At 57.9% G+C, this 11,276-nt stretch carries 10 protein-coding genes; 2 read left to right on the top strand and 8 right to left on the bottom strand.

Annotated elements, in window-relative coordinates:
* Positions 1-364: 364 nt before the first annotated feature.
* The 5 genes from phoU to CJU94_RS41065 all read right to left on the bottom strand — a co-directional run bounded on the left by phoU (position 365) and on the right by CJU94_RS41065 (position 5,697).
* Positions 365-1,072, bottom strand: a complete 708-nt coding sequence (phoU, locus tag CJU94_RS33530) for a phosphate signaling complex protein PhoU (protein ID WP_095422984.1) — start codon at positions 1,070-1,072, stop codon at positions 365-367.
* A 69-nt stretch (positions 1,073-1,141) separates the two neighbouring features.
* Entirely contained in the window at positions 1,142-1,582 is a 441-nt protein-coding gene (locus CJU94_RS33525) for a hypothetical protein (RefSeq protein ID WP_095422983.1), read from the bottom strand.
* A 922-nt stretch (positions 1,583-2,504) separates the two neighbouring features.
* On the bottom strand, positions 2,505-2,780 hold the full coding sequence (locus CJU94_RS33520; protein ID WP_095422982.1) for a hypothetical protein: 276 nt from the start codon (positions 2,778-2,780) through the stop codon (positions 2,505-2,507).
* On the bottom strand, positions 2,781-5,144 hold the full coding sequence (locus CJU94_RS33515) for a DUF6531 domain-containing protein (protein WP_095422981.1): 2,364 nt from the start codon (positions 5,142-5,144) through the stop codon (positions 2,781-2,783). It lies immediately after the preceding gene.
* 412 nt (positions 5,145-5,556) lie between these two features.
* Positions 5,557-5,697, bottom strand: a complete 141-nt coding sequence (locus CJU94_RS41065) for a hypothetical protein (RefSeq protein ID WP_157763820.1) — start codon at positions 5,695-5,697, stop codon at positions 5,557-5,559.
* A gap of 687 nt (positions 5,698-6,384) precedes the next feature.
* On the opposite strand from CJU94_RS41065, the gene CJU94_RS33510 reads away from it, so the two are divergent.
* A complete protein-coding gene (locus CJU94_RS33510) occupies positions 6,385-6,582 on the top strand; it encodes a DUF3562 domain-containing protein (RefSeq protein WP_095422980.1) in 198 nt (65 codons plus the stop codon).
* Positions 6,583-6,716: 134 nt separating this feature from the next.
* Here the strand turns inward: CJU94_RS33510 and CJU94_RS33505 are convergent, their stop codons facing one another.
* From CJU94_RS33505 to CJU94_RS33495, 3 genes are all read right to left on the bottom strand, one after another.
* Positions 6,717-6,881: an FmdB family zinc ribbon protein gene (locus CJU94_RS33505; protein WP_095422979.1), complete on the bottom strand. Its 165-nt coding sequence runs from the start codon at positions 6,879-6,881 to the stop codon at positions 6,717-6,719.
* 642 nt (positions 6,882-7,523) lie between these two features.
* The gene (locus tag CJU94_RS33500; RefSeq protein WP_095422978.1) at positions 7,524-8,912 is read right to left on the bottom strand and encodes a cation:dicarboxylate symporter family transporter; all 1,389 of its coding nucleotides are present in this window, start codon (positions 8,910-8,912) and stop codon (positions 7,524-7,526) included.
* 24 nt (positions 8,913-8,936) lie between these two features.
* Positions 8,937-10,307, bottom strand: coding sequence for a class-II fumarase/aspartase family protein (locus CJU94_RS33495; RefSeq protein ID WP_095422977.1), 1,371 nt, complete (start codon positions 10,305-10,307; stop codon positions 8,937-8,939).
* Positions 10,308-10,472: 165 nt separating this feature from the next.
* Between CJU94_RS33495 and CJU94_RS33490 the strand changes: the two genes are divergently transcribed.
* Positions 10,473-11,204, top strand: coding sequence for a GntR family transcriptional regulator (locus CJU94_RS33490; RefSeq protein WP_095422976.1), 732 nt, complete (start codon positions 10,473-10,475; stop codon positions 11,202-11,204).
* Positions 11,205-11,276 lie beyond the last annotated feature (72 nt).

Genomic DNA, 11,276 nt, shown 5'->3' with positions numbered 1-11,276 from the left:
GCGCGGGTGCGGGCGATCTATTCCTTCTAGCCGCGCCGACGCAGCGCAACGGCCTCGAACTTGACCGCGTCCGGGTCGCGCGCCTATTCACGGAAGTTTTGAGGTACAGACATCGTGCCTCGGTGTGTCGTCGATCGCCCCGTTCGCAAGCTGGACGGTCGCATCTGGCTGGGCGCGCCAGCGCAGCAGCCAAGGGGGCAGAGGTACTGTACTTCCACGATCAGCAAATCGATTTAGCCTTCTCCGCAGTGGCCTCGCTACCATTGCGCAATTCGACGAGGGTAGGCTGGACCGCTGGATGAGCAGAGTAGTACCACTCCAGACGATCGATGGTTGAATCCAGCGTGGCCATAACCATTTCACCTCAGTTGCCAGAGTTTTCGTGCCTGCGCTGCTTTCTATGCTCGTGGCGGATATCGGTGCCGCGAACGGCATAGACGACGGATTCCGCAATGTTGGTGGCATGGTCACCGATACGTTCGATGGATTTCGCGATGAACAGGTAGTCGAGCCCGAGCTGAACTGTGCGAGGGTCTTCCTTCATGGACTGGACAAGCTTGACGACGAATGCCCGAAATTCGGTGTCGATGACTTCGTCGTCACGGACGATCTGCGCGGCGGCAGTTGCATCCATGCGCGCGAATGCATTCAGTGCTCCGCGAAGCATGTGTGACGCCATGTCGCCAGAAGTCTTGATTTCGGTAATGTTGAGGTTCCACGCGCCTGCGTCCATCGCAACGCGACGAGTGCGCTTCGCTATTTTCCGGGCCTCGTCGCCGACACGCTCAAGGTTGGCCGCACACTTCGACGCCGTCATCAGAAGGCGCAGGTCGGAGGCGGCCGGCTGCCAGCGGGCAATGACGTTGACCACTTCGTCGTCGATTGCAATTTCCATCAGATTGAGCCGGCGTTCGGCGTCGCCGACATGCTCAAGAAGTGACAGATCGAATGACTTCAGCGCTTCCAGCACGCACACAATCTGTGACTCGGCCAGACCACCCATTTCGAGCAGCTTCGTCGAGACCTGAGCGAGTTCAGTATCAAACCTGCGTGAAAGGTGCTTGTCTGGCATGTTCTGTCCTTGACCAGGAATGCCTATAACATGCGGGCGCTGGTCGATTGCGGCACAGTGAGCGCCGCGCTATGACTTTGCGGGCCGACCGGTCTTGACCGTTTCGACAGCCGAAATTGCCGCCAGCAGGCGTTTCGTCGATGCCGCCTCGAGCACGACCAACCCCGCTCGCAAAAGCTCACTCTTCTTCACCGACACGCCCGCGTCCAGGCACTTCTGTTTCAGTGCGGCAATTTTCTCGTAGTCGGACTTCGGCATGGTGAAGCTGTCGCGTATGACCTTCTCCTTCTTCAAACGCTTCGCTTTTTCCTCTGTGGCTGCGTCGGTTGGCGTGGCTTCCACCGGTGCCGCCCGCTTTTGTCTCTTCGCCTTTGTCGTGGTGGCTTGCACGTCGGTGGCCACGGGGTCCCCCGCCTCCACTTGCTTATCCTCGGTTACTGCGTGCCCATCGGCATTCTTCGGAAAGTGGAATGCTTTCTTCGTCGCCTTCTTGATGCGGGGCTCAACCATGACCAACTCCAGAGTGTTAAACGATATAAACAGTATATATCGTTTCTGGATCTTGTCCTGGTGGCGCGGATTGCCAGGGCGAACGACCCGAAAACTGTCCACAGAATCTGTTCGCAAGCCTGTGGATAAGTTTCTCCCCACAGCGCTGAACCTGCGCCATAAAGCTTTGCGCGCCACGTGATGGGAAATCGAGCATTCCCCACAGGCCGCCAAACATCGTTCTCCCACGTTTCCCCATACGCTGCGGCGCGGGAAAACTGCCTTTCCCCTCAGGGGAAAAGAGCCGACATATTACCCATGTGTTTCGTAAAGCGTTCAAGCTAACGGCGATTCGGGTGCCGTTCCACAAGTCACTTGTTGAAGCTGAATGCTGACCGGTTGGTTGTGCACGCTGCGGTGCACCTACGATGGGGAACGTCAGGAACATTTCCCACGCCGCGCGATGATAGGGCTACAGCTCCCGGCGCTGCCCGTCTTCCGTAACTAGCCAGGGCGCACGGCAGCACGGGTCTTCAAGTGCCGGAATGTTTTAAACCAGCACCCGTCGTATGTGACGTCAGTACGTCGCATACGCAGACCATCGCATAACATGCGCTTGTGCTCGGGATGAAGAACCAGCTCCACAGGTTGCTCGCCCCGATGCTCTTTCAGATACCGGTAAAGCCCGTCCGTGATGAAGGCGCAGGCTCTCGTGTCTGGCCGGAAACTCAACGTCATAAATCACACCCCCATGATTTTCTGCCTGTTCACGCTGCCGCTTCTGCGGGGCGCGCCTGACGGCCTTCGACGCATGCCTGCGTGCCTGCCAGCGATCGTAGTCGAGCTGCATCCCCAGCACAGGTCAGCTCGACCACCTCGCTATTACGTCACACACCAGCCGGTGACGCCAAGGTGACGCCACCGACGTCCCTTCAAAGCGCTATCAACCTTCTGAAAGCTTGTCTAACGGGCTTTCCGTGAACGTCATGTACTGTTTGAGATCAGGTTGGCCCATTGACAAAAGTTTGACGATCCCGCCGCCGAACCTGCGCACGAATTCGTCATCAATCTTGAAGTTGAACTCGTCCAGCAAAACAGGTATTTCACTTGCCCCCTTCAAAGCTGAAGACAGCCTTTCAGGCATGACGCACTGCAAGATCAACTGTTGCCGATTCTCGTCGTACGTCACCACTATTGAACACGGCAGAAACTTAGACATTTAATGCCCCCGGCACTCTTGATAATCGTTCCACGCATTCTGCTTGCAAAGCGCTTTCCCTCTTTCGCCGCCCATAACGTAGGCGAAGTTATCGCACCGCTTCATATCCACCTCGTATCTGGCATGGCAGTATGTTTCACGCCATTCGTTATTCCCACTGCTACCACATTTAACCATTCCGCCGTCACCGCTGCCCCCCTTGAACAGGCTGCTGTAAAGCGTTGACCGCTTCGCAGAACTGGTCAGATCCGGCACAAGCACCGGGTGAGGAACCTGCGCCTGATCGCTGACCATCAACTCGGTTGCCTCGCGCCAAGCCGGTAGCGTTTCACCCAGCTCATGCCCGAATAGCTTACCTGTCGGCAACGCCTTCCAGGCCATGTAGCATTCGACACACATATCAGGAACGAATGCTGGAGCATCCGACTGGAGTCCTGTCAGGTTCGCGGGTGGCGCAACCGGGTCGTTCCCGAGTTCCCAGTTCGTCAGCCAGACACCCAGTTCAGCATCACTAATCGGCTTCCACCAGGCTCCATTCGTTGAAACCTGAGCCGTGCGCGAGGACACCGAACCATCTGGACCGTACCGGTAATCGACTGCCAGTACACGGGCAAGTCCACCATTTGACGAACTTGCCGGTTCGCTATACTGAAAGGACTTTACGCGACCGCGCTCATCGTATCCGATGCTCGCCTGACCGCTGTTTCCAGCTATCTGCGTTGCACGATTCTCGGAATTGCGGGCGAGCGTTCGCATCGACCAGCCAGATACGGCATCCTGCACTGACTCGACATTGCCCCGTACGTCGTATGTGTAGGTCCAGTCTTCACGCTTCGAGCCATTACGGGTAATCGCAGCCGACAGAAGGCGACTCGCCGAATCGTAGCGTGCACCGACTGTCCACTGGTTACCGGTCCCAGTGGCTTGCATCCCCTGGTCGCCCGTCAGATCGCTTGTCTCCGTCTCGGCGTAGCCAGTAACGTTGCCGGCCTGGTCATAGACAAACGCGCGGATTTTACCCGGCGTGGCGACCAGATGCGGACGCAACGAGGTACTGTCGCTATACTCGATCGTCGTTACCGTCCTGTTGCCAGCGACTGTCGCAACTGCTTTCGTCGGCCGGTTGGCGCCGTCCCACGTGTACTGTGTATTCCCATCCGGTGTAATTGTCTGCTTCAGGTTCCCTGATATATCCCATGTACGTGAGACCGCGCCGCCAGGCGTAACAATTGAGCCAGGACGCGACGTGTCTCCAACATTAAAGGAGTACGTGCTGTTGCCGGACATATTGCTAACAGTGGTCGTGTTCGCGCCATAACTGAAAGAAACGTTACGCGTCGTGTCCGGATGGGTGACCGAGATTGTGCGTCCGCTGGAATCGTAGGTCCATGTTGCAATCCGTGAACCGGATTCGTCCTTTATCCCGGTCATCGCATTGGGGAAGCGGGCATCCTCATAAAGGTACTGACGAACGTATCCAATCGGCGCGGTTACTGAAACAAGATTGCCTTTCGCATCGTACGCATAATGTGTCGCGTTGCCCGAAGGCGGCACTACACTCAGAATCCGACCATTACTGTCATAGGTCAGACTAAGTGTCAGCCGCGATGCCGCCTGTCCGATCCGATCAACGGGCCACTGCGCGATTGAATCTATCTGTTGTCCAACGTATTCAACTTCACGATACATACCCGTGCGTGTTGTCTCGGAGTGAAACAGACCTGTGCTGACGGAGTATGTTTCGGTCGTGCCAAGCCGTTCGTCCTTCAGGTAGTAGTATCCGTCGCCAGCTTTCAAGAGAGAAAGACCCGACGTACCCGGCACCGCCCACCCGCCGTTAACCCACTTGAAGATCAGAGGCTGGCCGTTACTCCGATACGCGGTGATTTTCGGCGTGCTTGCATTGACCGAGGTCAGATCAAGCCGTCGTTGCCAGTTACTTGCCCAGTACCCGCCCATCGCTACCTGCGCTTTGTCGAACGGCTTCGAAAGGTAGGTACGACTAAACACAAGCGGCGACGCGTCACCGCTTGCAAAGTCAGTTTCAGAGAAAGTCACAATCCCATTCGCGGGAAACACCGGGTCTGCCACGGGGCAGGTATCGTCTGGCGGGGTTTCCGTTGAATTGCACCACTGATCGATCAGGGCGAGGTCATTGATACACGCGTAGTTGCCCATTCCGCCCGGCGTGTTGCTCGTAACGTCGAGCTTGCAGGTCCTGGAGCCCGGCGTGGCGCCGGACTGGGCATACAGCGAAAAACAGTCGACTGCGTTAGCGCTGAACGCGAATATTAGCAACGAGAAGGCAGCCAGCAGGCGGCCCGCGAATCCGGCTGTCCCACCGTGGAGTCTGGATTTTTTCATTCTTATCCCTATTGGCTTATTGTTTGAAACGTTTGATGCACACACACCGTATAGGGACCACCAAAAACGAAAAATCCGACAATTCCTATATTTGCGACTTACTTACGCACACTCAAAATGTGATCCGGATTTACGGCTGCACGATGTGGGAATGCACAACAGGAACTGTCAGAATTAGCGGAACAGACCAGAAGAAATAGCGTACCGGGAGATGCGGGTACGACAATGCTGATCGATAGAACGCAAGAGAAAAGGAGGAGTGCCATGAAGGTCACCCCGGGAGGTAGGTATCCAGATAGTAGTACGGATTTATATTCTTAAAACTGATGCACCTCGCATCGTCAAGTCACTTGCTGCGACGATAAGGGTATGCGCAAAACGTTTCACTGCGCGACGTCAGGAAAATCACACCCTATGATTTTTCCTTCCGTTCCCACCCGATACCTGTCCGCACCGCCTCAAGCGTGAGCGTCGCAGGCGTTTGCGCGATGCGCAGCGTATCGAAGAAGTATTTCCAGCGCGTCGTGTCCTGGCCTTCCATCACGTGCGACACGCAGAGCACGCCCTTGAGACCACATTGCCGTCCTCATCCAGCAGTTCGACCACGACGCCAATCCACTGCCATCCAGCACAAGCGCCTGTTCAACAGCCTGCACCGACACCGCGATTTCAGCGGAAATGGATACTGACACCTTTCGCCTCAGCGTAGACGTTGCCGGACAGACCTGTGCCGTCATTCAGGATGCGGCCATGATCGCCTACGGTGAGCTTCAGGAGCATCCCTTCGCGAATTGTTTGCGAACGATTTTCCCCCACAATATTCCCCACAAAACAGATGTCACGGTCGGATTCCAGCCAGCGCCGAGTCCAACACGTAAACATCTGACCTGTTGAAATTAAACAGAACAGATGTTTGTAGGTGTATTGCGTTGCGGGAAAATTTTATCCACAGTTTTTGTTCGCAAGGCTGTGGACAACACTCGGGCAAGTTCGACAAGTCATTGATATGTCTGCGTTGGTGCGGGGCGCGCTTTACACAGGCGTTGAGCAGCGCAGGATGAGATGGCTACGACGAAGCAAGGCGCCGGATGGTGGGAGACCGCTGATTATGTTCAGACAAGATGACGACAACTGACATGCGTCAACCATAGGCCGATTCAATTTGCACGCAGGCTGGCATCGTCGTTTAATCGACATCCCGCTGGCTCGCATCCCTCCCTTCGAACGTCAGGAGCATCTAATGGCCGACCTCAACTTTGACGATATCGTTCAGGCAATCGCCTCTGACACCAATACCCCGACCGAGACGGTGTCGAAGATGTATGCGGAGACGTGGGCTCAATATAGTGACGGGGCGCGAGTGCTGGACTACTTGACGGTACTGGTCGCTAAACGCGTTCGGGAAAATCTGCGCGGCGTTTCGCGAGACAGGCACTAGCCGCCCGCGCCGCAACTCTATCGAATAGTCTTCGCGTGCCAGGCGTCCCATAGGGGTGTCGTCCAGGAACCGATCGATATCCTGACGCTCGCCGTTTGTCTGTCCGGAATTTGCCGCCGCTCGGTCAGACCGATTCAGCTCTTTCTGGACGTTTTCGCGACAAATGGCGTGGGTATGTGCTGAACTTTTTCGCTTCCGCATTTCGGACAAGCCGGATGAGCGGTTTCATGTTCAGCGAGATGCTCGGCATGTTCGAACATTTCACCGCACTTCTCGCACCTGTACTGGTAAGTCGGCATGACATTCCTCCAACGAGAATCCCGCACGTCGTGCTGGCCAGACACTGCCACCGACGCCCGCAGCGTGGTACAAATCAATTCTAGTGCAGGACGGTCCAGGGAATGCCCGCGTACGCGTTTCGCGCAGCGTTTCTTACCACGCTTCTTACTATGTGCGCTGCAGGCAACATCGGTATTCCCGTCGAAGGTCGGGTGACTGCACGTACCAGCGGCTCGCATTATTCGGGTGGCGCCCGCCGTGACGGGCGCGCCCAGCCATCAACGGCCTTTCCGGCGACGGGCCCCAATGGCCGGCAGGTTGCCAAGTAGGTCATCTGCTGGCTCCCATCGAACCCAATGCTTGAGCCGCTATTCTGCGGGTTGGCTCTTGCCTTCAGCACGCGTTCCTCTCCCTATATTTTGCACGGGCGAAGTCGGCATTGAACGGCCGTTCATTTCGCCAGATGGGGCGCAGGTGCCGTTGCGTCAAAGGAGAATGGACGGCGTATGATCCGGCGCTCGGACGGCGCCTGAAGCAGCCATATGTCGAATGTAAAGTTGCTTTGGCTGGCTGCGCTTGGCACCACGTTGAAGTGATGCGTTTTCGCGCGCCAGCTAGCCTCTTCTGTCACGAGTCCGTGCCACGTGTTCGATCAACTCGAGTTACCGAGGCGTCGCCGGATGAGGATTTCCCCGGTTGAAGTTTTCAGGCGACAGATTGCTGTCCGTAGCGCGCTCATCGTCTTCAGCGACATCCGGATAAAGCTCGGGATAGAAATGACGCTTGGCGACTTCCGCGTCGAACGTGCCCGACCAACGCGCGACCACCACGGTAGCGACGCTGTTGCCGATCGTGTTGCACGCGGCGATCGCCATCGACATGAACCGGTACACCCCGAAAATAACGGCCAGTCCTTCGACGGGAAGAATCCCGGTTGACGTGACCGTCGCTGCGAACACGACAAACGATCCGCCGGAAACCGTCGCCGCACCTTTCGAAGTCAGCAGCATGAGCAGCAGAATACCGATCTGATGTTCGATCGTAATGGGAACGTTGTACGCGTGAGCGATGAACATGACGCCCATGGACATGAAGATCGAGGTGCCGTCCAGATTGAATGCATAACCCGTGGGCAGAACGAGGCCCACTGTCTGTTTTGCGCAGCCGAGGCGTTCGAGCTTGATGAGCAGCCGCGGCAACGCGCTTTCCGACGACGCGGTGCCGAGCACGATCAGGATTTCGTCCTTGATGTAGCGTATGAAGCGCCACATGCTGAAGCCCGCGAGCTTCGCCGCGATGCCCATCACGACGACGATGAACAGAGCAATGACGGCATAAAAGCTCAGCACGAGTTGCGCGAGGGCGACGAGCACAGCGGTGCCGTTGCTGCCGACCGCGAACGCCACCGCGCCGAAGGTGCCGAGCGGCGCGAGCTTCATCACCAGGTTGATGAACGAGAACAGCACCTGCGAAACGAGATCGAGCCCTTCGTTGATGCGCATGCGGCGGCTTTCCGGGATCGCGAGAATGCCGATCCCGACCATGACGGCCAGTACCACGACCTGAAGCAGTTCACCCTTCACGAACGCGCCAATGAAGTTGTCCGGCACCAGATGCATGACGAACTCGGTGAAGCCTTGCGGAGCCGCTTTTGTCGCGATGACGGGCGCCGCGCCGGGGGTGACAGCCGTCATGCCTTTGCCTGTCTGCAACAAATTGCCCGCCAGCAAGCCAAAGGCCAGTGCGATCGTCGACACCACCTCGAAGTAGACGAGCGAGCGCCAGCCGACGCGTCCCGCGCTCTTCACATCGCCGGCGGAAGCGATGCCATGCACGATGGTGAGAAACACCAGCGGCGCAACGCCTGCCTTGATCAGCGCGAGAAAGATATCGCCGAGGATTTTCAGCTGCGCGCCGAACTTCGGAAAGATCAGCCCGACGGCAATGCCGAGCGCAAGCGAGATCAGAACCTGCATGCCCAGCCGGCGATACCACGCCCGCTTGGCTGGCGGCGCGACGGACTTGCTATGTGATGTGTTGTCGTTCGTCATGGTGTGGCTCCTCCGCAGCGTTCATCAGATCCCGGTCGACAGCGCGACGGCGCGATCTACCATTTGAGGCGCGAGGCCCAGATAGTTGGCAGGATCGGTCATCGCGTCAATCGCGCTACGATCGAAATGCCGCGTGACCTCGGGCAGTGCCGCCAGCGCTTCGGCCAGTGTGCCGCCGCTTTCGTTTACTGCGCGGCATGCGTCGTAGACGATGTCGTGCGCCTGCTGGCGTCCGGTGTAGGGCGCCATCTGCATCATCACGGCTTCGGCGACGATCAGCCCCCTGCTGATGCCGAGGTTGTGCTTCATCCGATCAGTGTCGACGATCAGTCCGCCCAGCGCGAACTTGGCCTGATGGAGCGCACCCGAGGCGAGGATGAAGCTTTCGGGAATGGCAATCCATTCCGCGTGCCACGGTCCGGTTGCGCGCTCGAAGTCCTGGATCATCGCGTCCACCATCAGGCCGGCCTGCTGTCGGACCGCTTTGGCGGCCGCCAGCATGAGCTCGCTCGAAATGGGATTGCGCTTTTGCGGCATCGTGCTGCTCGCGCCACGTCCCTTGACGAACGGCTCGTACACTTCGCCGAATTCGTTGGACGCCATGATCATGATGTCGGTCGCAATCTTGCCGAGCGAACCGGTGACGAGCGCGAGCAGGTTGACGGCCTCGGCGAATCCGTCGCGCGCCACGTGCCAGGTGGTCGCGGGGACACCGAGGTGCAGTTCGGCGGCAAGCGCCTCCTGCACCTCGAAACCCTTGTCGCCCAGCGATGCCAGTGTGCCGGCCGCGCCAGCGAATTCGACCACGGCCACGCGCGGGCGCAGTTGCGCGAGGCGCTGCTGATGGCGGTCGAACATTGCGAGCCAGATCGCCGCCTTGTAGCCGAATGTGATGGGTAACGCCTGCTGCAGATGCGTGCGGCCCGCCATCGGCGTGTCGCGATACTTCTTCGACAGATCCACCAGAATGCTGCGCAGTTCGCGGATATCGGCATCGATCGAGTCGAGTGCGTCGCGGACCTGAAGCGCGACGGCCGTATCCATGATGTCCTGCGTCGTGGCGCCCCAATGCACATAGCGGCCTGCCTCGCCGCACATGCCCACCAACTGGTGCACGAGCGGAAGGATCGGGTAGCCGACGATGTCCGTCTCCTCACGCATGTGGTCGAAGTCGATCCGCTCGATCAGCGACTCGCTCGCGATCACCGCGGCGGCATCGGCTGGAATCACGCCGACGCGAGCTTGCGCCTTCGCGAGCGCTACTTCCACATCGATATAGCGCTGCACCAGCGCGTAATCGGAAAAGAGGGCGCGCATCTTTGCGGTGCCGAAGGCGTCGCGAAACAGGATCGAATCGAAGACGGTGCTGGAAAGTGGGGCCGTGCGAGTAGTCATGACGAGGTCTGAGTGAAAGGAAGCAGGGTTGCGCGGTTATCGGACGGACGGGATGGAAGCACAATATGTCCGGACATATTCAATATAATATGTTCGAACATATCGTTCAAGCTATGATTTACCCTGGAGTATCACCACCCCCGCTATTGCCAGGCTTCATAAAGCATGAACAGACCTCATTACGCCGACATCGCTCGCGATCTGACCGAGGGCATCGCGAGCGGTCGCTTTCCGGTTGGCTCCTATCTGCCGACCGAACTGCAGTTGCGCGACCAGTACAACACGAGCCGGCATACGATCCGCGCGGCGTTGAACGAGCTTCAGCAACTCGGATTCGTGTCGCGGCGCAAGAACGCGGGAACGCGCGTCGAGTCGGCCCAGCCGAAAAACGACTTCCGTCCTTCGCTGGGTTCAGTCGAGGATCTGGTGCAGTTCGGTTCGGAACATCTGCGGGTCATTCAGTCGGTGGAAGAGGTTATCGCGGCTGGCAAGCTCGCCAAAGTTCTCCAATGCGAGGAAGGTACGCATTGGCTGCGCGTGTCGAGCCTGCGAATCGAACGCGACAGCTCGCGTCCGCCCGTTGGCTGGACGGATGTCTACATCGATGCCTCGTATCGGGAAATCGCCGAGGAAGCGGGAAGAGCCCCCGACACGCTGATCAGTTCGTTAATCGAGGCGCGATACGGCCGCTGTGTCGTTGAGATTCAGCAAAATGTCCAGGCCTTGAATGTCACGAAAGAGATGGCGGGCCGCCTTCACATACCTGTCGGTTCGGCAGCGCTCGAGATCGTGCGGCGTTATATCGATTCGACGGGCGTGGCCTTTGAAGTGTCGGTAAGTGTGCATCCCGCCGACCGGTTTGCTGTGTCGATGAGGCTGAAACGCTCAGGGGTGTGATTGCAGGTCTGCCTGGACGGATAAGGGTTTATCCCTATCAGAATCCCGTTGGTAAGGCCGATATTAATATGT

Origin of the sequence: Paraburkholderia aromaticivorans, from assembly GCF_002278075.1 — a bacterium.
GTDB lineage: Bacteria > Pseudomonadota > Gammaproteobacteria > Burkholderiales > Burkholderiaceae > Paraburkholderia > Paraburkholderia aromaticivorans.
This window is presented reverse-complemented; position numbering and strand designations above follow the sequence as displayed.

What these genes read in the sequence shown, in the direction of transcription:
- phoU (WP_095422984.1), bottom strand. Translation starts at nt 1,072, where the DNA reads ATGCCAGACAAGCACCTTTCACGCAGGTTTGATACTGAACTCGCTCAG.
- CJU94_RS33525 (WP_095422983.1), bottom strand. Translation starts at nt 1,582, where the DNA reads ATGGTTGAGCCCCGCATCAAGAAGGCGACGAAGAAAGCATTCCACTTT.
- CJU94_RS33520 (WP_095422982.1), bottom strand. Translation starts at nt 2,780, where the DNA reads ATGTCTAAGTTTCTGCCGTGTTCAATAGTGGTGACGTACGACGAGAAT.
- CJU94_RS33515 (WP_095422981.1), bottom strand. Translation starts at nt 5,144, where the DNA reads ATGAAAAAATCCAGACTCCACGGTGGGACAGCCGGATTCGCGGGCCGC.
- CJU94_RS33510 (WP_095422980.1), top strand. Translation starts at nt 6,385, where the DNA reads ATGGCCGACCTCAACTTTGACGATATCGTTCAGGCAATCGCCTCTGAC.
- CJU94_RS33505 (WP_095422979.1), bottom strand. Translation starts at nt 6,881, where the DNA reads ATGCCGACTTACCAGTACAGGTGCGAGAAGTGCGGTGAAATGTTCGAA.
- CJU94_RS33500 (WP_095422978.1), bottom strand. Translation starts at nt 8,912, where the DNA reads ATGACGAACGACAACACATCACATAGCAAGTCCGTCGCGCCGCCAGCC.
- CJU94_RS33495 (WP_095422977.1), bottom strand. Translation starts at nt 10,307, where the DNA reads ATGACTACTCGCACGGCCCCACTTTCCAGCACCGTCTTCGATTCGATC.
- CJU94_RS33490 (WP_095422976.1), top strand. Translation starts at nt 10,473, where the DNA reads ATGAACAGACCTCATTACGCCGACATCGCTCGCGATCTGACCGAGGGC.